The following is a 23,775-nucleotide window of genomic DNA, read 5'->3' on the forward strand; positions in this document are numbered from 1 at the left end:
ACACCACGCGGACCTGCAACTTTCCCCCTGGACAGGGGCGAAACGACCACGGTCTCCACGGGACTTCCCCAGACCGCCCCCACCCTGGGGCCGCGAAGGGCGCGGAACCCGCCGAACGAGCAGCGCCCGTCCTCCTTCCGGAATGGGGAGATCGGTGATGGTTCATCTCCCCGTGCTCCCCATAGAGTTGGCATCCGGCGACAGAAGGGGGACGACGCGGTGAAGCGCTTCGAACGGCTGGAGCGGATCCGCCGGCTGGACCCGGTGGCGGACGCCCCGGAGATCTACCGGCTCAGCGCCGTCTACGAATTCCCCTGGGACTACACACGCGCCCTCGAACTGGCCCTGTACCGCACCTACGCCGTCCCGAGCATCGGCCGGCTCCTCGCACGCACCGCCGAGCTGACCGACCGTACCCAGAAGCGGTACGACGACACCGCGCTGCTCCTCGACACCGTCGTGGAGCACGGCTTCGCCGCCGAACAGGGGCGCACGGCGATCCGCCGCATCAACCAGATGCACCGCAGCTACGACATCAGCGACGACGACATGCGGTATGTGCTCAGCACCTTCGTCGTGGTGCCCAGGCGCTGGATCGACACCTACGGCTGGCGCCGGCTGTCCCGGCACGAGATCGTCGCCGCCACCGAGTACTACCGGACGCTCGGCCGCCATATGGGCATCCCCGATCTCCCCAAGACCTACGAAGAGTTCGAAACCCTTCTCGACACCTACGAGGAGGCGAACTTCGGCTGGGACGAAGGGGTCCGGCGCGTCTCGGACGCCACCCTCGGCCTGATGGCGTCCTGGTACCCACGCCCTCTGGCGCCCCTGCTGCGCACAGGTGTGCTCGCACTGCTCGACGAGCCGCTGCTGAACGCCTTCCGCTATGAGCGGCCCGGCCCGGCCGCCGTAGCCCTGGTGCGCCGCGCCGTCCGGGCCCGCGGCCGGATGGTGCGACTGCTGCCGCCGCGCCGCGCACCCCACTTCGCGCGCCAGAACCGGGAGATCAAGGGCTACCCGAACGGCTATCGCGTGGCCGACCTCGGCACCCGTCCGGTCCCGGGAGTGCGCGGCTGCCCGGTGCGGCACCTGGACACCTCAGACTCCGCCGAGTGACGCGAGGGTGTCGCGCAGCCAGCCGAGTTCGGCCCGGCTCGTGGCCCGCGCGATGGTGAGGATCCCCTGCCGGAAGGGGTCGTCCACCTCCTCGGCGCGGACCGGCCGGTCGCCGTCGTAGAAGAAGCTCGTCGGCTCCTCCAGGAAGGCGAGCCGCCTGCTCAGCACCGCGGCCTGGGCGGTGGGGTCCGCGAGGTGGCGCAGGAAGGCGAGCAGGACGAACCACTGGTTCTCGTCGGTGATCTCGCGCTGCCCGGGTTCGGCGAGCCGGCGTCGCAGCTCCTGTCGGCCCTCCTCGGTCAGCCGCAGCACATGACGCGGCGCGGCCACGGCGCCCGGCTCGGTGGCCCGCACCAGCAGTCCGGCCTTCTCCAGGCGCTTGATCGCCGGATACAGCGTGCTCTCCGCGACCGGCCTCACATGCCCGGTGAGCGCCGCGATATGACGGCGCAGGACGTATCCGTGCAGCGGGGCCTCGTACAGGAATCCCAGGATGGCGAGTTCGAGCATGCCCGCATTCTTCCGTACGGCGACGCTGTACAGCGATTCATCGATACTGCGTTGCCGTAATACATCGGCGTCGATGTATTGTCGGAATCGATGATCAAGGCCGACAGGGAGGGCGCTGTGCAGCAGGCTGTGTTCGATGGCGAGGGAAGCCGGATCCGCTGGACCGAGGTTTCGGGGGCGGAGCCCGCCCGGGTCTACCTCCACGGGCTGGGGTCGATGTCCGCGCCCTATCACGCCCATATCGCGGCTCGCCCCGAACTCGCGGGCAGACGCAGCCTGTTCATGGACCTGCCCGGCCATGGCCTCAGCGACCGGCCCCGGCACTTCGGCTACACGCTGGAGGAGCACGCCGACGCGGTCGCGGCCGCGCTGGACGCGGCCGCAGTCGGCGGCGCCGAGCTGATCGCGCACAGCATGGGCGGCGCCGTCGCCATCGTGCTCGCGCACCGGCGGCCCGAACTGGTCTCCCGACTGGTGCTCTCCGAGGCCAATCTGGACGCCTTCCCACCGCTGACGGCGGGCAGCAGCGCGATCGCCACCTACGAGGAGGACGAGTTCGTCCAGGAGGCATACCCGCGTGTCCTGGCAGCCGTCGGTCCACTGTGGGCGGCCACCATGCGCCTTGCGGACCCGCGCGCCCTGCACCGCAGCGCCGTCGGCCTGCGGCGCGGCTCCGACCCGGTCATGCGCACGATCCTGGCAGGCCTGGACATCGACCGGGTCTACCTCCAGGGGGAGAAGAGCGGTGAACTCGATGACCGGGAGCGGTTGGCGGCGGCCGGTGTGCGGGTGCTGACAGTGCCCGGCGCCGGGCACAACATCATGTTCGACAACCCGGACGCCTTCGCGGCCGCCGTCGCCGCAAACATCTGATTCCTTCAGTTATCGCGCACGGCCAGGGCGAGGAAACGGGCGTCCTCGTCGACGTACGACGTCATGCGCCACCCCGAACGGGCCAGCAGAGGGCGGAGATTGGGCTCCGCACGCAGGTCCTCCGGAGTGATCTGCCGGCCCTGCCGCGCCGCCAGGGCCGCACGGCCGATGGGATGGAACAGGGCGAGCCGCCCGCCGGGCCGTACCACCCGGGCGAGCTCCCGCAGGTTCTCCACCGGGCGCGGCAGATGGGCGATCAGCCCTGCCGCGAACACCGCGTCCAGGCACCCCGGGCGCAGCGGCAGGGCGGCCACATCCGCGAGCAGCAACGCCCCCTCCCGGTCCCGGCCCGCCGCCACGGCGGCCGCGAGCATCGCCGGGGTCAGATCGGCGCCGAGCACCACACCGGTAGGACCCACGGCGGCCCGCAGCGCAGGCAGTGCGCGCCCCGTCCCGCAGCCCGCGTCCAGCACGCGGTCACCCGCCCGCAGCCGGAGGTCGGCCACGGCGGCCGCGTACGCGGGCCCGTCGTCGGGGAACCTGCTGTCCCAGCCGGCGGCCCGCGCGGTGAAGAACTCCTGGACATGTGCGTGGTCGTCGCTCATGACTCGCATGATGCCCTGCTTCCGGGGCCAGGTGCGCTTCGCGTTCCGACGACGAACGGCCGGGTGCCGAACGGCCGGGTGCCGAACGGTCGGGTGCCGAACGGTCGGGTGCCGATCGGCCGGGACCGCCGCTCAGGACGCCAGGTCCCGGATCGCCACCACCTCTTCGACGGGGACGCGCACCAGCAGCTCACCGGGAACGCCGTTGCGGGCACCGAACTCCTCGGCACGGTCCTCGCCCATGTACCGGGCGGCGACCCGCGCGGCCCAATGGCGCAGCTCCGCCGGATCCTCGGACAGCCGGGCGCGGCCGCTGAGCGTCACGAAATGGAACGGCGGCCGGTCGTCGTCCACGCATAGGGCGACACGCCCGTCACGGGCGAGATTCCGCCCTTTCACGGTGTCCCGGCCGGTGAGAAGGACCAGTTCGTCCCCGTCCAGCAGGAACCAGACCGGGGCCACATGCGGACTCCCATCGGCGCGAACAGTGGACAGTTTGCCGGTGCGGGTGCCTTTTGAGACGAACGCCCGCCATTCCTCATCGGTCATCTTCTGTGCCATGCCCCCATCCTGCTTGCCCGTACGCCGCACGTGGGGAAGGCTTGCGGGGGGTTCCTCCGGCCAGGGGGGAGAGATCGCACGGGGAGACGGAAATGGCGCAGAACCAGGGACTCGGCTGGCTCCTGGACGATCTGACGGAACGTGTCGACGATGTACGGCACGCGCTGGTCCTGTCCAACGACGGACTGGTCACCGGCGCGAGCACCGGGCTGCGCCGCGAGGACGCCGAACACCTCGCCGCCGTGGCGTCCGGACTGCACAGCCTGGCAAAGGGCTCGGGACGCCACTTCGGCGCGGGCGCGGTACGCCAGACGATGATCGAGTACGACGACGCCGTGCTGTTCGTGACCGCGGCCGGCTCCGGCAGCTGCCTGTGCGTGCTCAGCGGGGCGGAGGCCGACATCGGGCAGATAGCGTACGAGATGACCCTGCTCGTCAACCGGGTCGGCGAACACCTCGGCGTCGATGCCCGTAAACCCGAACGGGAACCGAGCACAGACCTCTGACCTGCGCGTTCTCCAAGTCCCGCGGAGTTATCCACAGGCCCACCACGCGATGCGCCGATCCGGCTACGGTGTGTGCACGGCGATCGCACAGGGCGTGAGCCACCGACTCCATGGGGGAGTGCGACCATGTCGGCACACACCTTTGAACCAGTCCGCTCCGACACCTGCACACCGAGCCGAGCCGCTCGTGAACTGGGCTTCCTGCGAGGCGAGTTCGACCTCGCCGTCCAGCTCGGCCATGTCCGGACCGTACCCGACGAGGGCGGGGGAGGGGGTCGACTGGTGGAGCGCGCGGAGATCGACCGACTCCGGGCGCAGGACGGGTTCCCGGACACGCTCCGCGATCGGGTGCGCGTCGTGGGCACCACCGACGGCGCCGAACTGATCGACATCTCCGCCGGCCGCTTCACCCGGCTCGCCCGCCTGGGCCTGCTCGTCCCCGCGAAGGTCTACGTCAACCGGTACGGCGCCGTGGTCTGGCTCTATCTCACCGAGGAACTGAAGCACTTCGCGGCCGTCACCGAGAACACGCACCTGCTCAAGGGGCGCACACCCGAGACGCTGCGCGGCCAGCTCGCGGAGGGCGTGGACCTGCGCGCCCGCAACTGGCGCATGCGGCAACTGGGATGCCTGCTGCGACAGGCCGAGGACCCATGGGCCCGAGCCGGGGCCCTGGCCGCCCTGCTTCCGCCCGTCGAGGTCGCCGACGTCGTCGAGGACCCGTACGAACGCGCCTGGGTGAACCGATTGCGGCCCGCCCTGCCCGGCCAGACTCTCGCCGGAACCTCGTTCGCCCACGTCGCCGAGCGGATCACGACCGCGCAGGACGCGGACGAGATCGAGTGGCTGCGCAGCGACCTCGCGCACTCGGTCGAGGAAGCACGCGCCCTCTCACCGGCCCCGCGCCCGGCCGTCCACCGCACGAGGCCGACGACGCGTCCGACGGCACGGCCGATCCCGCCACTGGCACGCACGGTCACGGCACCGGTGGAATCCATGCCGATGCCGACGCCGGTGAATCCGACGGAGTCCATGGACGAGTCGATGGCGGGCAGGACCGAGCCGACGACGAGGGCGGCGGAGCCGCGGGTGCGGGCCGTCGAGCCGCGCCGGATCCCCGGCGGGCGCACGCCCGAGCGGCAACATGTGCCGCGGGTACGGCCCGCCCCGGCCCCCGTACCCCGCTTCCCCGGAACCAGGCCCACACCGCCGCGCTCCACTCGCCGTCTGCGCGCCTGGTTGCGACGCGGCACGGCTCGGCCCTCAGCAGAAGTCCGAGACCCTGCGGTCGCGCCCGGTCGACAGCCTGCTACAGGCACCTGAACAGGCCCTCCTCGACGGCCGGGACGAGCAGTCGCCCCCTGGGTCGTAGAGCCGTAGACGCGCTCGCGTGCGAGACCCTGCCCGCCGGTGGCGATCGGCGACGTCCTCCCTCGCCGGGCCGGCCCGATAAGCACCGCGAGTGCTCCGGTGGACCGGAACATCCGAGGGCGGTCGAGACCTGCGGCTGAGCTCCGATCATGGCCGTGGTGGCGCCAGCCTGACTGGCGTGCGCATCGGCACGAGGGCCTGGTGGGGCGGGACTTGAGCCGTTCTCGACCAGCGTGGTCGGGTTTCGAGGGGAGCCGCGCCAGGTAGAACTCGCCCGACGGGGGCGGGAGGGGGACGAGCCACATGACGTTGCGTCAGAGGATGTGCTCGCGTGCCGAGCCGCTGCTCGAACAGGTGTGCGTACACCCCTTCTGGATGGGCCTGTGCGACGACACCCTGCCGCCCGAGTCGCTCAGCCGGATGTCCCGTGAATTCGATTCGATGTGCTGGCCGACCGGTTGGGCACTCTGGCACCGGCTGGCGGCATCAGTCCTACGACGCTCGCCCACACCGCGTTCCGCACGGCGGTCTCGACCGCCTCCTTGGCCGCGGCGATCGGCGGTCTGCTGCCGACGACCTGGTTCCGCCAGCAGGTCTGCGTCGGCCTGCGGCGGCCCCTGGTGCCGGGCACCCGCTACACGGACCGGAACGCCCAGTACTGCTCGGGAGACGGCTTCGACGGCTACGTCGAGGCCTACCTCGCGCTCATCGACGACTTCACCGCGACCGCGTCCGAGGCCGAACTCGCGCTCCTGGAAGACGGTTTCCTGCACGAGGCCTACCACGAGCCCGCCTTCTGCGAGGCGGCCCGGCAGCTGCAGAGCTGGGCCGGGACCATACCGGAAAGGAATTCATGAAGTGACACCGTACGACGAGGCCGTGCCCATACTCATCGTCGGCGGCGGCTATGCCGGGCTGGCGACGTCGCTCTTTCTCGCGCATCAGGGAGTGAGGTCGCTGCTCGTGGACCGGCACGCCGGGGTGGCGGTCCAGGGACGTGCCCGCGGCATCAACCCCCGCACGATGGAGATCTACCGGCCGCTCGGTCTGGAAGCGGAGATCAAGGAGGCCGGCCGCCCCTTCGACGCCGATTCGGGGGTCGTGCGCTGCGCGAACCTCAGCTCTGAGTGGCACTGGATCCTGGAGCAGGACTCTCCGCGCGCCCTGCCCGAGTTCACCGCCGGCGAGTTCGGCATGGCCGACCAGAGCACCGTGGAACCGGTGCTGGCGAAGAGCGCCCGTGCCCAGGGCGCCGAGATCCGGCACCACACCCAGTGCGTGTCGGTGGAGCAGGACGCGGACGGCGTCACAGCGGTGATCGAGGACCGCGCCACAGGTGAGCGCCGTACCGTACGGGCCCAGTATCTGGTCGCCTGCGACGGCTATCGAGGTACCGTCCGCGACGGCCTCGGTATCGCGCGCACCGGCCGGGGCACGATCCGCTCCTACGTCTCCTTCGTCATCAAGGCCGACCTGTCGGACCTGATCGAGAAGACCGCGCTGTTCTGGATCATCGGCGGCGAGGGCGTTGCCGGCGGGTTCGTCACTCACGCCCAGCCAGACCACTGGGGCGTCGCGCTCACCTACGACCCCGCGGTGGAGTCGCCGGAGGACTACACCCTGGAACGGTGCGCCGCCGCGGCCCAGGCCCTGATCGGCCGGGACGTGCCGGTCCAGGTCGCCGACAAGGCATCCTGGGAGGAGGCGGTCGGCGTCGCCGACAGCTATCGGGCCGGCCGGGTCTTCCTCGTCGGGGACGCCGCGCATGTCTGGCCGCCGGCCGGCGCGCTGGGCGCCAACTCGGCGGTGCAGGACGCCCACAACCTGGCCTGGAAGCTCGCCGCAGTGATCAGAGGGCAGGCCGGCGACGGCCTGCTGGACAGCTACGAGGACGAACGGCGCGCCGTCGCCATGGAGCTGGCCGACCTCACCGTGCGCAGCCAGGAGTCGCGGTTCGGGCCCGCCCCGCGGGAGGACCCGCTCGAACCGACACTGTGCATCCTGGCCCAGCGATACCGCTCCTCGGCGATGATCGGCGCCGAGCACACCGGCGTCATCGGCGAGCAGGTCGACCAGCACGCCAGGCCCGGCACCCGCGCGCCGCACCTCTGGCTCGACCACGACGGGCGCCGCATCGGCGTACACGACCTGTTCCACGACGCCTTCACCCTCGTCACCGGCCCTTCCGGCGACGAGTGGACGAGCGCGGCGGCCGAGGTCACCGCGCGTACCTCGGTGCCCGTGCGGGCCTACCGGGTCGGTCCGGCCGCCTCCGGTGCCGAGCTGACCGACGTCGAGTCCGAGTGGGCGACCCGCTACCGTCTCGGCCAGGGCGGCGCGGCGCTGATCCGTCCCGACGGCTATGTCGCCTGGCGCAGCGAGGAACTCCGCGCCCACCCGGCGGCGGCGCTCACCGACGCACTCCGCCGGATCCTCTCCGTCACTGCCTGACCTGTACGAGGGCTCCGGTCCCCATACGGGACCGGCGCCCTCCGTACACCGGGGCGGGCCCCAGCCGGCGGTCGCCCGGAACAGTGCGACGACGCCGAGGATCCGCACCTGATACCCCGGGAAGTACTTCGCCGGCTCGCACCCCAGGCCCTGCGGTCATCGCCCTGGTTCTGGGGCCGGGTCGGTGCTGCTCCTTTCCGCTCGGGGGCTGGCCCGGCGGTTGGGGGTCTGAGGTGTTGAGGTGAAGTGGGGGGCTTCCGGTCCGCGGTGGGGTGCTCGGCCGGACCGGTACGGTCGTGGGTCAGCCCAGTCGGCGGAACAGGCCTTCCTGCACCACGGACACGAGCAGTCGCCCCTCGATGTCGTAGATCCGCCCGCGGGCAAGACCCCGGCCGCCGGTGGCGATCGGCGACTCCTGGTCGTACAGGAACCACTCGTCGGCGCGGAACGGCCGGTGGAACCACATGGCGTGGTCCAGCGAGGCCATGTCGAAGTTACGGCGGCCCCACAGAGGTTCGATGGGGATGCGCACCGCGTCCAGGAGCGTCATGTCGCTGGCGTAGGTCAGCGCGCAGGTGTGGACCAGCGGGTCGTCGCCCAGTGGTCCGACCGCGCGCATCCACACCGCGCTGCGCGGCTCGGCGCCCTTGACCTCCTCGTCGTTCCAGCGCAGCGGGTCGGCGTACCGGAGGTCGAAGGGCTGGCGGCGCGCCATCCGCTCCAACTGCTCCGGCAGTGTGCCCAGATGCTTGCGTATCTCCTCGGCCACGGTCGGCAGCGACTCGGGATGTGTCAGCTCACGGGCGGGCGGCAGCTGGTGTTCGAACGGTCCTTCCTCGGGCTTGTGAAAGGAGGCGGTCAGATTGAAGATCGTGCGGCCCTGCTGCACCGCGGTGACACGGCGCGTGGTGAACGAACGTCCGTCGCGGACCCGCTCCACCTGGTACACGATCGGCACGCCCGGACGGCCCGGGCGCAGGAAGTACGCGTGCAGGGAGTGCACCGGGCGGTCGCCGTCCGTGGTGCGGCCGGCGGCGACCAGGGCCTGGCCCGCCACCTGGCCGCCGAAGACCCGCTGGAGGGATTCCTGCGGGCTGCGGCCGCGGAAGATGTCGACCTCGATCCGCTCCAGGTCGAGCAGATCGACCAGTCTTTCGGCCGGGTTCGTCGTCATGGGTGGGATTCTCCTGTGGTCACAGCTGGCCGACGTCGGTGACGCGGATGACCGCACGGCCCTCGGCGTCCGAGGCCGCGAGGTCGACCTCCGCACTGATACCCCAGTCGTGGTCGTCGTTCGGGTCGTCGAAGATCTGACGGACCCGCCACAGACCGTTCTGCGGCTCCTCCTTGATGACCAGCAGCTTGGGGCCGCGGGCATCGGGACCGGTGCCGAGATCCTCGTACTCGTCCCAGTACTTGTCCATTGCCTCGCCCCACGCGTCGGCGTCCCAGCCGGACTCGGCGTCCATCTCGCCCAGTTCCTCGACCTGGTCCAGCGCGGCCAGCTCCACCCGGCGGAACAGCGCGTTGCGGACCAGCACCCGGAAGGCGCGCGCGTTGGTGGTGACGGGCTTGACCTCGTCGGCCTTCTCCTGGGCCTGCTCGGCGGTCATCTCCTCGGGGTTCGCCAGCTGCTCCCACTCGTCCAGCAGGCTGGAGTCCACCTGGCGCACCATCTCGCCGAGCCACTCGATCAGGTCCTGGAGATCCTCGGACTTCAGGTCGTCCGGGATGGTGTGGTCGAGGGTCTTGTAGGCGCCGGCGAGGTAGCGCAGCACGATGCCCTCGGTGCGGGCCAGCTCGTAGAAGGAGACCAACTCGGTGAAGGAGAGGGCGCGTTCGTACATGTCGCGGACGACCGACTTCGGCGACAGCGGGTGGTCGCCGACCCACGGGTGGCTCTTGCGGTAGGTGTTGTACGCGTGGAAGAGCAGTTCTTCCATCGGCTTCGGGTAGGTGACGTCCTGGAGGCGCTCCATGCGCTCCTCGTACTCGACGCCGTCGGCCTTCATCGCGGCCACCGCCTCGCCGCGCGCCTTGTTCTGCTGGGCGACGAGGATCTGCCGCGGGTCGTCCAGGGTGGACTCGACCACGGAGACCATGTCGAGGGCGTAGGACGGCGACTCGGGGTCGAGGAGTTCGAACGAGGCGAGGGCGAAGGTGGACAGCGGCTGGTTGAGCGCGAAGTCCTGCTGGAGGTCGACCGTGAGCCGTACGATGCGCCCCTCGGCGTCGGGCTTGTCGAGCTTCTCCACGATGCCGCCGTCGAGCAGCGAACGGTAGATCGCGATCGCCCGGCGGATGTGCCGCAGCTGCTGCTTGCGCGGCTCGTGGTTGTCCTCCAGGAGATGGCGCATCGCCTCGAAGGCGTTGCCCGGCCGGGCGATCACCGACAGCAGCATGGTGTGCGTCACCCGGAAACGGGACGTCAGCGGCTCCGGCTCCGAGTCGATCAGCTTCTGGAAGGTGTTCTCCGTCCAGGCGACGAAGCCCTCCGGCGCCTTCTTGCGCACCACCTTGCGCCGCTTCTTCGGGTCGTCGCCCGCCTTCGCCAGCGCCTTCTCGTTCTCGATGACGTGCTCGGGCGCCTGGGCGACGACGAGGCCCGCCGTGTCGAACCCGGCGCGGCCCGCGCGGCCCGCGATCTGGTGGAACTCGCGCGCCCGCAGGGTCCGCACCCGGCTGCCGTCGTACTTGGTCAGCGCGGTGAACAGCACGGTACGGATGGGCACGTTGACCCCGACGCCGAGCGTGTCCGTGCCGCAGATGACCTTCAACAGGCCGGCCTGGGCGAGCTTCTCCACCAGCCGCCGGTACTTGGGCAGCATGCCGGCGTGGTGCACACCGATGCCGTGCCGGACGTACCGCGAGAGGTTGCGGCCGAACTTGGTGGTGAAGCGGAAGTTGCCGATCAGCTCGGCGATCTGGTCCTTCTCCTCGCGCGAGCACATGTTGATGCTCATCAGCGCCTGGGCCCGCTCCACGGCCTGCGCCTGGGTGAAGTGGACGATGTACACCGGCGCCTGCTTGCTCTCCAGCAGCTCGGTGAGCGTCTCGGTGAGCGGGGTCAGCTTGTACTCGTAGGAGAGCGGCACCGGACGGGTCGCCGAGCGAACCACCGCCGTCGGGCGGCCGGTGCGGCGGGCGAGGTCCTTCTCGAAGAACGACACATCACCCAAGGTGGCCGACATCAGGATGAACTGCGCCTGCGGCAGCTCCAGCAGCGGAATCTGCCAGGCCCAGCCGCGGTCACCCTCCGCGTAGAAGTGGAACTCGTCCATGACGACCTGGCCCACGTCCGCGTTCTTGCCGTCGCGCAACGCGATCGAGGCCAGCACCTCGGCGGTGCAGCAGATCACGGGTGCGTCGGCGTTCACGGAGGCGTCGCCGGTGAGCATGCCGACGTTCTCGGTGCCGAACAGCTTGCACAGCTCGAAGAACTTCTCCGACACCAGCGCCTTGATCGGTGCCGTGTAGAAGGTGACCTCGTCCCGGGCCAGCGCCGCGAAGTGCGCACCCGCGGCGATCATGCTCTTGCCGGAGCCGGTGGGTGTGGAGACGATCACGTTCGCCCCGGACACCGCTTCGATCAGCGCCTCTTCCTGGTGGGGGTAGAGGGTGAGGCCGCGCTCCTGGGCCCACGACTCGAAGGCTTCGTACAGGGCGTCGGGGTCGGCGGTCGGCGGCAGCTGATCGATGAGGGTCACCCTCCCATCTTGCCTGTCCTCCTCCCCGATCGGGGAATCGGCTGGGGCCAGGAAGATCACGGCAGCTACGCTGTGTCGCCGATGGGGCGTCAGCGCTCCGTGTCAACTGGACAGCGGTATACGAGGAATGGGGCGGGAAGCGGCCATGATGGGACCAGCACACTCACTGTCGGGGGCCGCGGCCTGGCTCGGCGTCGGGGCGGCCGCCGCCGCGGCCGGGCACCCGATGCCCTGGCCGGTCCTGCTGGTCGGCGCCCTGATCTGCGCGGGCGCCGCGCTCGCACCGGACCTCGACCACAAGGCCGCCACCATCTCGCACGCCTTCGGGCCGATATCGCGCTGGCTGTGCGAGATCGTGGACAAGCTGTCCTACGCCGTCTACAAGGCGACCAGGATGAAGGGCGACCCGCGCCGCTCCGGCGGCCACCGCACCCTGACGCACACCTGGGTCTGGGCGGTTCTGATCGGCGCGGGCGCCTCGGCGGCGGCGATCACCGGGGGCCGTTGGGCGGTGCTGGCGATCCTGTTCGTGCACATGGTGCTGGCGATCGAGGGCCTGCTGTGGCGCGCGGCCCGGGGCTCCAGCAGCGACATATTGGTCTGGCTGCTGGCGGCGGCCTCCGCGTGGATCCTGGCGGGTGTGCTCGACAAGCCCGGCAACGGCTCGGACTGGCTGTTCACCGAGCCCGGTCAGCAGTACCTGTGGCTGGGGCTGCCGATCGTGCTGGGCGCGCTGGTGCACGACATCGGGGACGCGCTGACGGTTTCGGGCTGCCCGATCCTGTGGCCGATCCCGCTGGGCCGCAGGCGCTGGTACCCGGTGGGTCCGCCGAAGGCGATCCGGTTCCGGGCGGGCAGCTGGGTCGAGCTGAAGGTGCTGATGCCCGTGTTCATGGTGCTCGGCGGCGTGGGCTGTGCGGCGGCCCTCAATGTGATCTGAGGCCGCCTCCCGGATCAGGTGGCGTCGCCCGCGTCCGCCTGGCCGTAGCGGCGCTCGAAGCGGGCGATGCGGCCCTCGGTGTCGACCTGACGGGCCTTGCCGGTGTAGAAGGGGTGGCTCTCCGAGGAGATCTCCACGTCGATCACCGGGTAGGACTCGCCGTCGTCCCAGTCGATGGTCTGCTCGCTTTGCGCGGTGGACCGGGTCAGGAACGCGTAGCCGGCGGCGCGGTCGCGGAAGACCACGGCGTGGTAGTCGGGGTGCTTGTCCTGCTGCATGGCGGCTCCTTGTGCGGGGCGGTCGGGCAGGGCATGGACGGGACGGCCGCGACCCGGAGGTCAGCCGGAGACGGAGTCCTCGTCCACGATGTGCATCGCGGCCTCCTCGGCGGAGGCGGCGGCGCCGTCGATGCCGACGTCGCTGGCCACGAGGGCGGCTTCCTCGTCCTCGTGCGCCCCCTCGTCGGGCGCCACCAGACGGCCGGAGCGCAGATCGCCGACCTCGTTGTCGAGGAGTTCCCCGTCGGTGCCCTCGCAATCGCCGATGCCGTCGCCGTCGGGGACTTCCCGGTCGGGTATCTCCTCGGCCAGGCGCTGGTCCAGGGTCTCGCCCGCATTTCGCTCGGCCGCGGTCACGCCGTCGTGCTCCACCGCCCAGGGGCGCTCCGGAGGCGACCAGCCGCGGTCGAGGGGGTCGTCGACACCGTCGAAGTCCAGAGTGTCCTCGACGTCGAGCACCCCCGAGTCCTCCCGGACCTCCGAGGGATCGGGATCGGGCTGGTAGACGTCGTCCCCCCAGCTGTCGGCGCTGTCCACGACTACCTCCAGGTGGTGAGGACGGCCGGACACCGCCGAAGCGGGCGGCGGGCCGTCGGCACACGCGGCACGGATGTCGCACGGCGCGAACCGGGAGGTTCCCGGGCGAAACTCGCGCCGGTGCCGTTCTCCAGCCTTCCACTGCTGCTCACCACCGCGCAACGGCACGGGGCCCGGACAGCCCCCGAGGGGACCGTCCGGGCCGGGTGCTCAGCCGTGCCAGGACCGCCACAGGGCCGCGTACGCGCCGCCCGCCGCGACCAGGTCGTCATGGCTGCCCAGCTCGCTGATCCGGCCGCTCTCCACCACGGCGATCACATCGGCGTCGTGGGCGGTGTGCAGCCGGTGGGCGATGGCGACGACCGTACGGCCGTCCAGGACCTTGGCCAGGGACCGCTCCAGATGACGGGCCGCGCGCGGGTCCAGGAGCGAGGTCGCCTCGTCCAGGACCAGGGTGTGCGGATCGGCCAGCACCAGCCGGGCCAGCGCGATCTGCTGGGCCTGCGCCGGGGTCAGCGTCAGCCCGCCGGATCCGACCTCGGTGTCCAGGCCCTCGTCCAGCGTCCGGGCCCAGCCGTCGGCGTCCACGGCGCCCAGGGCCGCCCACAGCTCCGCGTCGTCGGCGCCGTCGCGGGCCAGCAGGAGGTTGTCCCGCAGGGAGCCGACGAAGACGTGATGCTCCTGGTTGACCAGGGCGACGTGCGAGCGGACGCGTTCGGCCGGCATCCGGGACAGCTCGGCCCCGCCGAGGGTGACCCGGCCGTCCCGGGGCGCGTAGATCCCGGCGAGCAGCCGGCCCAGGGTGGACTTGCCCGCGCCGGAAGGGCCGACCAGGGCGAGCCGGGTGCCCGGCGCGACCTTGAGGGACACCTCGCGCAGCACGTCGACGCCCTCCCGGTAGCCGAAGCGCACCCGGTCGGCGTGCACGTCCCGCCCCTCGGGCGCCACCGACGCGTCCCCGGCACCCGGCTCGATCTCCCGGACCCCGACGAGACGGGCGAGCGACACCTGGGCCACCTGCACCTCGTCGTACCAGCGCAGGATCAGGTTGACCGGGTCGACGAGCATCTGGGCCACGAGCGCGCCCGTGATCAGCCGGCCCACCCCGAGCCAGCCGTGCAGGACGAGCGTTCCGCCCACCATCAGGACCGACCCGAGGACGATGATGTGGGTGGCGTTGATGACCGGGAACAGTACGGACCGCAGCCAGAGTGTGTACCTTTCCCACGCGCTCCAGGATTTGATCCGCTGCTCGGACAGGGCGACGCGGCGGGCGCCCAGGCGGTGCGCCTCGATGGTGCGGCCCGCGTCCACCGTCTCGGCGAGCGCGGCGGCGACGGCCGCGTATCCGGCGGCCTCGGAGCGGTAGCCGGCGGGCGCCCGCTTGAAGTACCAGCGGCACCCGGCCACCAGCACCGGCACGGCGAGCAGCACGGCGGCCGCGAGCGGCGGCGCCGTCACCACCAGCCCGCCGAGCAGCAGCAGGGCCCATACGACCCCGATCGCGAGCTGCGGTACGGCCTCGCGCATGGCGTTGGCGAGGCGGTCGATGTCGGTGGTGATACGGGAGAGCAGGTCGCCGGTGCCCGCTCGTTCCAGCACGCCGGGCGGCAGGCCGACCGAGCGGACGAGGAAGTCCTCGCGCAGGTCGGCGAGCATCCGTTCGCCGAGCATGGCGCCGCGCAGCCGCACCTGCCGGACGAACACCGCCTGTACGGCGAGCGCCAGCAGGAACAGGCCGGTGGTGAGGCCGAGATGGAGTTCCCGGCTTCCGTCCGACAGCCGCTGGACCAGGTCGCCGAGCAGATAGGGGCCGGCCATGGAGGCGATCACGGCCACCGTGTTCACGGTGATCAGCAGCAGAAAGGCCCGGCGGTGCCGGCGGAACAGCTCGGAGACGTAGGCCCGTACGGTCGCGGCCGTGCCGACGGGCAGGGTGGTGGCGGTCGTCGGGGCCGCCGGGTCGTGGGCCGGTGGTGCGACGCCGATCATGCGCTCTCCTCGATCTCTGCCAGCTCCCCGAGCGCGTCCAGCAGCGTGTCCTCGTCGGCGGTGGCGGGTTCGGCTTCCGTCTCCCGTGTCACCACGGCGCGGTACCGGGGCTCGTGCTCGAACAGCTCCCGGTGCGTGCCGGTCGCCATGACCTCGTCCTCGTGGACCAGGACCACCCGGTCGGCGCGGTCCAGGAGCAGCGGCGAGGAGGTGAACACCACCGTCGTGCGCCCCGAGCGCAGCCGGCGCAGTCCGTCGGCGATGCGGGCCTCGGTGTGCGAGTCGACCGCTGAGGTCGGCTCGTCCAGCACCAGCACCTCCGGGTCGGTGACCAGGGACCGGGCCAGAGCCAGCCGTTGGCGCTGGCCGCCAGACAGGGACCGGCCGCGTTCGGTGATGCGGGCGTCCATCGGGTCGGCGGCGTCCAGAGAGCCCTGCACCAGGGCGTCCAGGACGTCCTCGCACCGCGCGGCCGCGAGCGCGTCGGCGGCCGTGACGGCGCCGGACGCGGGCACGTCGAGCAGTTCGCGCAGGGTGCCGGAGAGCAGTACCGGGTCCTTGTCCTGGACGAGGACGGCGGTCCGGGCGAGGTCCAGGGGGAGTTCGTCCAGGGGCGTCCCGCCGAGCAGCACTGAGCGGCCCGGTTCCGTGGGGTGGCCGCCGAGCCGTTCCGCGAGCCGGCCGGCCGCGTCCGGGTCGCCGCAGACCACCGCGGTGAGCCGGCCGGCCGGAGCGGCCAGCCCGGTGGCGGGGTCGTACAGATCACCGCCGGGTGCCTTCACCTGGTCGCCGCCCGCCGCTTCGCGAATGTCTCCGCCCGCCGCCGACCGCTCCAGCGACAGCACCCGTGCGGCGCGCTTGGCCGACGGGCGGGAGAAGGAGTAGGACATGGCGATCTCTTCGAAGTGCTGCAAGGGATAGCTCAGGACCATCACGGAGCTGTAGACGGTGACCAGTTCACCGACGGCGATGCGGCCCTCGCGGACCAGGTGGACGCCGTACCAGACGACCGCGATCAGCAGCAGTCCCGGCAGCAGCACCTGCACGGCCGAGATCAGCGACCACATGCGGGCGCTGCGTACGGCCGCGTGGCGCACCTCCTGGGAGGCGTGGCGGTAGCGGTCGAGGAAGAGTTCCTCGCCGCCGATGCCGCGCAGCACCCGCAGTCCGGCGACGGTGTCCGAGGCCAGCTCGGTGGCGCGGCCCGCCTTCTCGCGCTGTACGTCGGCGCGGCGGGTGGCGCGGGGCAGCAGTGGCAGCACGGCGAGGGCCACGACGGGGAGTCCGGCGGCGACGACCGTGCCGAGCGCGGGCTGGTAGACGAGGAGGCCCGCACAGACGAGGACCACCGTCACCGCGGCGGCGGTGAAGCGGGACACCGCCTCCACGAACCAGCCGATCTTCTCCACGTCTCCGGTGGACACGGCGACCACCTCACCCGCCGCCACCCGCCGGGTGAGTGCCGAGCCGAGTTCGGCCGCCTTGCGGGCGAGGAGCTGCTGGACGCGGGCGGCGGCGGTGATCCAGTTGGTGACGGCGGCCCGGTGCAGGAAGGTGTCGCCCACCGCGACGGCCGTGCCGCACAGCAGCATCAGAGCGCCCGTCAGGGCCAGCCGGTCGCCGGACCGGTCCACGACGGCCTGTACGGCGAAGCCGACGCAGAAGGGCAGCGCGGAGACGGCGACGAAGTGGAGCAGGCCCCAGGCCAGCGCCTTGAGCTGACCGCCCAGCTGGTTGCGCCAGAGCCACCACAGGAATCGGGGCCCCGAGCGTGCGTCGGGCACACCGGGGTCGGGATAGGGAAGGTCGTGAATCTGCATGACGTCCAGATGGCTCGTGACAGCGTGTCAGGGAACGGCGGCAGCCGGGGGTGGCGGCGGCCCGGGACAGGCCGTGAAAGGGTCGCTTCGCGGAGTCGGGAATTTCAAACGGTTTTCGAGTCAATCGGGCGTCATGTCAGCATGGCCGGGTGCATATAGACAGTGTGCGGCGCTCGACGCGCTGGGCGGCCGCCCTCGGAACCCTGCTCCTGACGACCCTTTCGGCCTGCGGCACGGCCTCCTCCGGCTCCGCGCCCGGCCACCACGGCCCGGCCGCGTCGACCGCCTCCGGCTCCGCGCCCGCCCCCGACCCGGCCCGCGTCCCGGGTGTCGGCAGACGTCTGTACGCACGGATACCCGCACAGTCCCGCCAGGTCGTGGCCGTGTACGGCAAGGGCCGGGAGTCGGCCGAGTCCGAAGTGGTGCTCTATGTGCGGCAGGGCGGCGGCTGGCACCAGGAGGGCAGCTGGGCGGCGCACAACGGGCGGCGCGGCTGGACCCTCGACCACCACGAGGACGACAAGCGCAGCCCGGTGGGTGTGTTCACGCTGTCCGCCGCGGGGGGTACGTTCGCCGACCCGGGGAGCAAGCTGCCGTACGACCACAACACCTACGCCTACGCGTCCCCGAAGGAGTGGCCCAAGGCGTATCAGCACGACTTCGGCTATGTCATCGCCATCGACTACAACCGCGTGCCGGGCACCCCGCCGCGCGACGGCGCACGCCCCTTGGGCGCGGCCAAGGGCGGCGGGATCTGGCTCCACCTGGACCATGGCAGCGGCACCTCGGCCTGCGTGAGCATGCCGAAGAGCGCCATGGAGACGCTGCTGCGCACGCTCGATCCGGCCCGGCACCCCGTGGTGGTGATGGGGGACCGGGCGGATCTCGGCGCCTGAGGACCGCGCGGCCGTCAGTTGCCCGTCGAGCCGCCCTGGGGTGCCGAGGACGGTCCCGCGGTGACGGCCGAGCCGATCACGTCCACATCGCCGGCGCGGACGTAGGCGATCCGGTGGTCGAACTGGATCTGGTAGTAGGTCTCGTCGCCCTTGACGACCGGCTCGGGGCTGTCGACGAAGGCCGAGCGCGGCACGAAGGAACTGTCGATGGTGCCCTCGGTGACATACCGCTGGCCCGCGCGGAAGTGGTAGGGGAGCGGCGCCTCCGGCTCCTCCTCCATGCCCTCCGGGTAGGCGTCCTCCTCGGGCAGGGCGCGGCCGAAGACCGGGATCTCGTCCAGGCCCTCCTTGGGCGTCACCATCTTTCCGGCCGCGCCGACCGCCGTCGCCTGCTTCTTCGGGTTCTTGAACCAGGCCTTGCGGCCCTGGTACCAGACCGCCGTCCAGTCGCCGCGGCGCTCGGCGACGGCGAACGTCTGCCCGGCCGAGGCACGCGCCCCCAGGTCGTCGACGTCCAGCGTGGAGTCACCGCCGTCCGGGTGGCGGCCCGGGTCCTGGATCAGCGGCGCCTTCTCGTCCGGACGGGTGTACATGCGGACGGCGCTGGAGCCGTGCTTCGGGCACGGCGCCCCGGGCTTCAGGCAGCCCGTGAACTTGGGCGAGTGGGTGGCGTAGTCCGGCAGGATCGTCACCATGTCGCTGTTCGGCCCGGCGGTGGCCTTCAGAGGTGCGCCGAGGAGGTCGAAGTAGTGGCGCCAGTCCCAGAAGGGACCCGGGTCGTCGTGCATGTCGGGGATGGAGTCGCCGGTCGGCGAGGGCACGTTGTCATGGCCGAAGATGTGCTGCCGGTCGAGCGGGATGTCGTACTTCTTGGCCAGATAGCGCACCAGGCGGGCCGAGGTCCTGTACATCTGTTCGGTGAACCAGGTGCCCGGCTGCCGGAGGAAGCCCTCGTGCTCGATGCCGATGGAGCGGGCGTTGACGTACTGGTTGCCGGAGTGCCAGGCCTCGTCCTTGGTCTGGATGTGCTGGGTGACATGCCCGTCGCTGGAGCGGATCGAGTAGTGCCAGGACGCCTCGGTCGGGTCCTGGACCGTCTGGAACATGCTCGACAGCTTGGCCTCGGTGTCGTGGATGACGATGTACTCGATCTTCTGGTCGCGTGGCCGGTCGGCGAGGTCGTGGTTGCCGTAGTCGCCGTCGTCGTCGATCTCCACGTACGGCGCCGCGAGCCAGTCGCAGGCCACCTCGGTCGGGCACTCCGTCCCCTTGGCGTGCTGGGGCTTCTCGGTGCGGACGGTGTGGGGGCGCACGGAGGGGCTCGCGGGCAGGGAGACATCCTGGCCCTCGGCCGTGGTGCGGTGGGCGCCCTTGCGGATCACCGCGAAGACGTCGTTCGCATAGGTCGAGGCCGAGCTGACGTCAGGGGTGCCGGGGAAACGTTCCACCGCCTCCCACCAGTCCGCGGGATCGTCGCTCAAGGGCTTGCCCAGCTGCTGCTGGGTCGCCGCCAGCAGGGCGGCGCCGCCGCGCACATTGGCGGTGGCATCGGTCCGCAGCCGCCCGGCCGGGGCGTCGGTCAGCCGGGCGGCGCGCTGGAGGTCAGCAGGCTTCACGGACCGGCCGGCCAGAACACCGTCCGGCCGCGCGGCGGGCGCCCCCGCCGCACCCGCGCTGGGCTGGAGCGCGCCACCGCCCTGGACGCCCGGGGTGGGCGAGGCGGCCGGGAACCGGCTGGTGTCCACCAGATGCATCGGCCCATAGCCGCCCGCGACGCTCGGGGAGCCCGGGTGGGCGTCCCAGCGGGTCTGCACATAGGACACGCTCATCAGCACACTGCGCGGCACATGGAAGTCGTGGGCGGCATCGGTGAAGGCGACCTGGAGGCGCTGCTCGGGCGCGTCGTCGTCGGTCAGCGGGGTGAGCAGCAGCGGGGCCAGCAGGGCCGCCGATCCGATGGCGCATGCGGTCCGGCGGCACACGCGGCCGTTGGGGACACGTGGGGCGGTGGGTCTTTTCATGGCACGGGTCTCCAAACATGTTCATCGCGCTCTTCGCAGCCAGGACAAAGGAGTTGCCCCTGACAACCACCCCTTGTACGTTTCCGTGCCCCGCGTGTCCCGTCGCGCCAACCGTCACCGGGGTGGACCAGCGGCCCGGCAGAGGCCACCCGGTCGGCGGCAGCGGCTCCGCTCCGACGGCCCGTCAGCGTGGGCGCCCGTACGGGACGGTGACGGAGGGCATCCGGGTCAGTCCTCGACGGGGTCGACCCGCCAGTCGGGGTGGCCCGGCATGGGCGGGGTGTGCGGGCCGTAGAGCCAGGCGGTCAGAAAGGGTTTCAGATCCTGTTTCGCGACCCGGGAGGCGAGGTCGATGAAGTCCAGGGTGCCGGCCGCGCGCCCCCGGTAGGTGCTCACCCAGGACTTCTCGATCCGCTCGAACACCGCGGCGCCGACCTTCTCCCGCAGGGCGTACAGCACCAGGGCCGAGCCGTCGTAGCGCATCACCTTGAACAGCGTGTCGGCGGTGGGTTCGGCCGGCGCGCCGTCGTCGTGGCGCCACTGGTCGTGCTGCTCGTAGGCGTCGCGCATCGCGTCGTCCAGGCTGACGCCGCCGTGCGAGTCGGAGTACAGCCGTTCGTAGAAACGGGCGTGACCCTCGCTCAGCCACAGATCGGACCAGCGCCGGACGGCGACGCTGTCCCCGGTCCAATGGTGCGTCAGCTCGTGCACGAGATTGCGTTCGGCGTCGACCCGGTCACCGAGCAGATCGTCCTTCGGTACGACGGACAGCGACTGGGTCTCCAGCGCCACCGGCAGCTCGGTGTCACCGACCAGCACGCCGTAGCGGCGGAACGGATACGGCCCGAGCCGCTGTTCGAGCCAGGCCAGGTGTTCCGGGGTGAGCGAGCGGTACTCCTCGGTGTCGCCGACCAGGTCGTCCGGGACCACGTCACGGACCGGCAGCCCGCGCGGGCCGGTGCCGTTGACGACACGGAACCTGCCGATCGCCAGCTGGACCAGCTGGGCCGCGATCGGCTCCTCGGAGTCGTAGGTCCGTTCGACGCGGCCGCCGGGCCGCGCGGTCGTGCTGACGAGCCGTCCGTTGGCCACCGCGCCGATGTCTGCGGGGGTGGTGACATGAAAGGTGATCGGTGCGCGCAGGCTCGGATGGTCGTCCGCCGGGAAGATCATCTTGGCGCCGTCGGGCTGGGCGCAGACCACGGTGCCGTCGGGTGTGGGCACCCAGCCGTAGTCCCGGATCGCGTCGTCGCGGTGGCGCTGCTGGGTGGGGTCGGCGGTGTAGGCGACATGGACGGTGAAGGCCCGGCCACGGGGGATCGGCCGGGCCGGGGTGACGACGAGTTCGTCGCCGTCGCGCACGTACCTGGCCGGGGAGCCGTCGACGGTGACCCGGTGCAGCGTGTTGCCCGCGAAATCGAGGTCGAAGCGGGACAGGGCCTGGGTGGCGGCGGCGCTGATGGTGGCGCCCGCCTCGAACGGCGTCCGGGGCGCCTGCCAGTCGAAGTCCAGCGTGTACCGGCGGACCGTATAGCCCCCGTTCCCGGCGAGCGGCATCAGCGGGTCGCCGATGCCGCGGGCGCCGGGGGACGGGGGAGCGCCTCCTGCCGGGCCCGAAGCGGCGGCGCGCCCCGGTGCGGCGGCCGGGCCGGGGGCGCGCGAGCCATGGCCCCCGCGCGGGAGCAGGTCGTAGCAGAGGGCGGCGCCGGTGAGGGTGAGGGCGCCGGCGAGGGCGAGGGCCGTGCGGCGGGGGCGCCTCGTTCCGCGCACCTTCCGTGCCCCCTGGCTCGGGGGACCCGCCGGGCTTCCTGCGGACATGATCTCCATGAACGCACTATGTCAGCGAGATCCGCTTATAGCACTAAATGTCTGTCAGGGTGACGATGCGCCAGATGCGCCCCGTGTGGTGGCGCGTCCCCTCGATGCCTCATTGCGGCCGGGCCCAACTCCCCGTAGAACACCGCCCATGAGACAACGGATAGTCATGTCCATGCTTGCGACCGCGGTCCTTCTGGTCGGCGCGCTCTTCGGCGCCGGGACCGCGACCGCACGGGCCGCGGACGTCCCCGCCGAGTTCGGCACCGACTGGCACGACCCGGTGACCGCCGCCCCGCCCGTCGCCCGGCCGCACACCAAGTCCTGTCAGGTCACCCTGGCCGACACGCAGTTCCGCGACTTCACCCCCTACCGGGGCGCGTACACCCCGCCCAAGGGCTGCGGCGACCATTGGAGCAAGGTCGTACTCCGCCTGGACGGCACGGTGAAGGGGCGTCAGTACGACCGGCTCGGCTATCTGCACGTCGGCGGTGTCGAGATCCTGCGCACCTCCACCCCGGAGCCCTCGCCGGACGGCATCGCCTGGCACGTCGAGAAGGACGTCACCCGCTACAGCGACACCTTCCAAAGCCCGCGGGACGTCGAGATGCTGATCGGCAACGTGGTCGACGACACCTACACCGGCGTCATCGACGTGCACGTCACCCTGACGTTCTACGCGGGCAGCCCCGCCGAACGCACCCCCGACCGTGTGCTCACCCTCGCCGACACGCCCGACGGCACGACGCTCACCACGCCGCGCAACAGCGAACGGATCGTCGCCGAGGTCTACGCGACCGGGTCCGGCGGCGGCTGCGAGGAGTTCTGGTACCTGACGGTGGCCGACCCGGCGTCGTACTCCTGCAAGGCCGATCACGGCCCCTACCGCGAGGTGCAGATCAAGGTCGACGGCCGGACGGCCGGGATCGCCGCGCCCTTCCCGAACGTGTGGACCGGCGGCTGGTCCGATCCGTTCCTCTGGTACGTCGTCCCGGCCCCGGGCGCCTTCGACGTCCGGCCCGTCGAGTACGACCTGACGCCCTTCGCCGGACTGCTGGACGACGGCCGCCCACACCGGGTCGAGGTCTCCGTCGTGGGCGTGCCGGCGGGCCAGGCCGGCTGGAGCACCCCGGTGAACGTGCTGGTCTGGCAGGACGCGCACCGCGACCGTCTCACCGGGGCGGTCACCGAGGACACGGCGACCGACCTGGTCAACACCTCGACCTACACACCGGGTTCGGAGAACCGGGTGGACACGAAGGCCGGGCACCGGCTCACCGTCAGCGGATACCTCGACACCTCTCACGGACGAGTGACCACCACCGTCACCCGGACCCTCGCCGACACCTCCGTCCACCGCTGGACCGACGGCGAGAACACCGACGGACTGGACGCGACCTGGACCGACGACCAGACCGTCGCCACCACCGGGTCCGGCCCCGCGCGGTCGGCGCACACGCTGCGGACGTACGCCCTCGACGGCGTCACCACCATCGACTCCGACAACCGGCTGCGCACCGTGCTGACGCTCGGCGACCGCGCGTCGGTGACCGAGCTGCGCGGCGGTCGGCGCACCGCGTGGTCACGGCTGGACGACACCTACCGCGGCGACGCCGCGTACACCCTCGACGCCCCGCGTGAACAGCGGCACGCGGTCGGCACCTCGTCGGAGCGCTACCGGTCCTACGGCTCGGGCGGCTGCTACGACCGCACACTGGCCACCGCCCAGGGCGCGCTGACGCTGGACCGCAGGGGCTGCTAGCCGCGAGAACC

The 23,775-nt window shown here is 71.5% G+C and carries 19 protein-coding genes and 1 pseudogene; 9 read left to right on the forward strand and 11 right to left on the reverse strand.

Annotated elements, in window-relative coordinates; genetic code table 11:
* Positions 1-219: 219 nt before the first annotated feature.
* Positions 220-1,119: an oxygenase MpaB family protein gene (locus AB0N90_RS00705; RefSeq protein WP_365192098.1), complete on the forward strand. Its 900-nt coding sequence runs from the start codon at positions 220-222 to the stop codon at positions 1,117-1,119.
* Here the strand turns inward: AB0N90_RS00705 and AB0N90_RS00710 are convergent.
* A complete protein-coding gene (locus AB0N90_RS00710) occupies positions 1,102-1,629 on the reverse strand; it encodes a PadR family transcriptional regulator (RefSeq protein WP_365192099.1) in 528 nt (175 codons plus the stop codon). The genes AB0N90_RS00705 and AB0N90_RS00710 overlap by 18 nt on opposite strands.
* A 117-nt stretch (positions 1,630-1,746) precedes the next feature.
* On the opposite strand from AB0N90_RS00710, the gene AB0N90_RS00715 reads away from it, so the two are divergent.
* On the forward strand, positions 1,747-2,502 hold the full coding sequence (locus AB0N90_RS00715) for an alpha/beta hydrolase (protein WP_365192100.1): 756 nt from the start codon (positions 1,747-1,749) through the stop codon (positions 2,500-2,502).
* A 5-nt stretch (positions 2,503-2,507) separates the two neighbouring features.
* Here AB0N90_RS00715 and AB0N90_RS00720 read toward each other — a convergent pair whose 3' ends face one another.
* Together AB0N90_RS00720 and AB0N90_RS00725 are read right to left on the reverse strand one after the other, a co-directional pair.
* Positions 2,508-3,107 (reverse strand): class I SAM-dependent methyltransferase, encoded by a 600-nt coding sequence (locus AB0N90_RS00720; protein WP_365192101.1) that lies wholly within the window; start codon positions 3,105-3,107, stop codon positions 2,508-2,510.
* 132 nt (positions 3,108-3,239) lie between these two features.
* Positions 3,240-3,668 (reverse strand): PPOX class F420-dependent oxidoreductase, encoded by a 429-nt coding sequence (locus AB0N90_RS00725; protein WP_365192102.1) that lies wholly within the window; start codon positions 3,666-3,668, stop codon positions 3,240-3,242.
* A 92-nt stretch (positions 3,669-3,760) separates the two neighbouring features.
* Between AB0N90_RS00725 and AB0N90_RS00730 the strand changes: the two genes are divergently transcribed.
* The 4 genes and pseudogenes from AB0N90_RS00730 (at position 3,761) to AB0N90_RS00745 (ending at position 7,996) form a co-directional block, all read left to right on the forward strand.
* Positions 3,761-4,174, forward strand: a complete 414-nt coding sequence (locus AB0N90_RS00730) for a roadblock/LC7 domain-containing protein (RefSeq protein WP_361669545.1) — start codon at positions 3,761-3,763, stop codon at positions 4,172-4,174.
* A gap of 126 nt (positions 4,175-4,300) precedes the next feature.
* A pseudogene (locus AB0N90_RS00735) lies at positions 4,301-5,092 on the forward strand (DUF6397 family protein); the annotation flags it as partial.
* Between the two features lie 911 nt (positions 5,093-6,003).
* Positions 6,004-6,402 (forward strand): hypothetical protein, encoded by a 399-nt coding sequence (locus AB0N90_RS00740; protein WP_365192103.1) that lies wholly within the window; start codon positions 6,004-6,006, stop codon positions 6,400-6,402.
* A 1-nt stretch (position 6,403) separates the two neighbouring features.
* Positions 6,404-7,996, forward strand: coding sequence for an FAD-dependent monooxygenase (locus AB0N90_RS00745; RefSeq protein ID WP_365192104.1), 1,593 nt, complete (start codon positions 6,404-6,406; stop codon positions 7,994-7,996).
* Positions 7,997-8,297: 301 nt separating this feature from the next.
* Here AB0N90_RS00745 and AB0N90_RS00750 read toward each other — a convergent pair whose 3' ends face one another.
* Positions 8,298-9,170, reverse strand: a complete 873-nt coding sequence (locus AB0N90_RS00750; protein ID WP_361669550.1) for an acyl-CoA thioesterase II — start codon at positions 9,168-9,170, stop codon at positions 8,298-8,300.
* 19 nt (positions 9,171-9,189) lie between these two features.
* Positions 9,190-11,703 (reverse strand): DEAD/DEAH box helicase, encoded by a 2,514-nt coding sequence (locus tag AB0N90_RS00755; RefSeq protein WP_085562885.1) that lies wholly within the window; start codon positions 11,701-11,703, stop codon positions 9,190-9,192.
* Between the two features lie 145 nt (positions 11,704-11,848).
* Between AB0N90_RS00755 and AB0N90_RS00760 the strand changes: the two genes are divergently transcribed.
* On the forward strand, positions 11,849-12,643 hold the full coding sequence (locus tag AB0N90_RS00760) for a metal-dependent hydrolase (protein WP_085562886.1): 795 nt from the start codon (positions 11,849-11,851) through the stop codon (positions 12,641-12,643).
* 14 nt (positions 12,644-12,657) lie between these two features.
* Here the strand turns inward: AB0N90_RS00760 and AB0N90_RS00765 are convergent, their stop codons facing one another.
* From AB0N90_RS00765 to AB0N90_RS00780, 4 genes are all read right to left on the reverse strand, one after another.
* Complete coding sequence (locus tag AB0N90_RS00765) at positions 12,658-12,921, reverse strand: type B 50S ribosomal protein L31 (RefSeq protein ID WP_365192105.1); 264 nt, start codon at positions 12,919-12,921, stop codon at positions 12,658-12,660.
* A 60-nt stretch (positions 12,922-12,981) separates the two neighbouring features.
* Positions 12,982-13,458: a DUF5709 domain-containing protein gene (locus AB0N90_RS00770; RefSeq protein WP_361669556.1), complete on the reverse strand. Its 477-nt coding sequence runs from the start codon at positions 13,456-13,458 to the stop codon at positions 12,982-12,984.
* Between the two features lie 210 nt (positions 13,459-13,668).
* Positions 13,669-15,450, reverse strand: coding sequence for an ABC transporter ATP-binding protein (locus tag AB0N90_RS00775; RefSeq protein ID WP_365192106.1), 1,782 nt, complete (start codon positions 15,448-15,450; stop codon positions 13,669-13,671).
* Positions 15,447-17,270, reverse strand: coding sequence for an ABC transporter ATP-binding protein (locus AB0N90_RS00780; protein WP_365192107.1), 1,824 nt, complete (start codon positions 17,268-17,270; stop codon positions 15,447-15,449). Before AB0N90_RS00780 ends, AB0N90_RS00775 begins: the two co-directional genes overlap by 4 nt.
* A gap of 149 nt (positions 17,271-17,419) precedes the next feature.
* Here AB0N90_RS00780 and AB0N90_RS00785 point away from each other — a divergent pair, with 149 nt between their 5' ends.
* On the forward strand, positions 17,420-18,166 hold the full coding sequence (locus tag AB0N90_RS00785) for a L,D-transpeptidase family protein (protein WP_361669565.1): 747 nt from the start codon (positions 17,420-17,422) through the stop codon (positions 18,164-18,166).
* 14 nt (positions 18,167-18,180) lie between these two features.
* Here the strand turns inward: AB0N90_RS00785 and AB0N90_RS00790 are convergent, their stop codons facing one another.
* Both AB0N90_RS00790 and AB0N90_RS00795 read right to left on the reverse strand, forming a co-directional pair.
* Entirely contained in the window at positions 18,181-20,187 is a 2,007-nt protein-coding gene (locus tag AB0N90_RS00790; RefSeq protein WP_365192108.1) for an N-acetylmuramoyl-L-alanine amidase, read from the reverse strand.
* A 228-nt stretch (positions 20,188-20,415) separates the two neighbouring features.
* Positions 20,416-21,957 carry a M1 family metallopeptidase gene (locus tag AB0N90_RS00795; protein ID WP_365192109.1) on the reverse strand — a complete coding sequence of 514 codons (1,542 nt, stop codon included), beginning with the start codon at positions 21,955-21,957 and terminating at the stop codon, positions 20,416-20,418.
* A gap of 196 nt (positions 21,958-22,153) precedes the next feature.
* On the opposite strand from AB0N90_RS00795, the gene AB0N90_RS00800 reads away from it, so the two are divergent.
* Positions 22,154-23,764 carry a peptide-N4-asparagine amidase gene (locus AB0N90_RS00800; RefSeq protein ID WP_365192110.1) on the forward strand — a complete coding sequence of 537 codons (1,611 nt, stop codon included), beginning with the start codon at positions 22,154-22,156 and terminating at the stop codon, positions 23,762-23,764.
* The last annotated feature ends 11 nt before the right edge of the window (positions 23,765-23,775 follow it).

The organism is Streptomyces sp. NPDC093018 (genome assembly GCF_040684035.1).
GTDB classification, from domain to species: Bacteria; Actinomycetota; Actinomycetes; order Streptomycetales; family Streptomycetaceae; genus Streptomyces; species Streptomyces murinus.

Coding starts and splice junctions, on each gene's coding strand:
- AB0N90_RS00720 (WP_365192101.1), bottom strand. CDS start 3,107: ATGAGCGACGACCACGCACATGTCCAGGAGTTCTTCACCGCGCGGGCC.
- AB0N90_RS00775 (WP_365192106.1), bottom strand. CDS start 15,450: ATGATCGGCGTCGCACCACCGGCCCACGACCCGGCGGCCCCGACGACC.
- AB0N90_RS00725 (WP_365192102.1), bottom strand. CDS start 3,668: ATGGCACAGAAGATGACCGATGAGGAATGGCGGGCGTTCGTCTCAAAA.
- AB0N90_RS00780 (WP_365192107.1), bottom strand. CDS start 17,270: ATGCAGATTCACGACCTTCCCTATCCCGACCCCGGTGTGCCCGACGCA.
- AB0N90_RS00710 (WP_365192099.1), bottom strand. CDS start 1,629: ATGCTCGAACTCGCCATCCTGGGATTCCTGTACGAGGCCCCGCTGCAC.
- AB0N90_RS00750 (WP_361669550.1), bottom strand. CDS start 9,170: ATGACGACGAACCCGGCCGAAAGACTGGTCGATCTGCTCGACCTGGAG.
- AB0N90_RS00760 (WP_085562886.1), top strand. CDS start 11,849: ATGATGGGACCAGCACACTCACTGTCGGGGGCCGCGGCCTGGCTCGGC.
- AB0N90_RS00765 (WP_365192105.1), bottom strand. CDS start 12,921: ATGCAGCAGGACAAGCACCCCGACTACCACGCCGTGGTCTTCCGCGAC.
- AB0N90_RS00730 (WP_361669545.1), top strand. CDS start 3,761: ATGGCGCAGAACCAGGGACTCGGCTGGCTCCTGGACGATCTGACGGAA.
- AB0N90_RS00790 (WP_365192108.1), bottom strand. CDS start 20,187: ATGAAAAGACCCACCGCCCCACGTGTCCCCAACGGCCGCGTGTGCCGC.
- AB0N90_RS00800 (WP_365192110.1), top strand. CDS start 22,154: ATGAGACAACGGATAGTCATGTCCATGCTTGCGACCGCGGTCCTTCTG.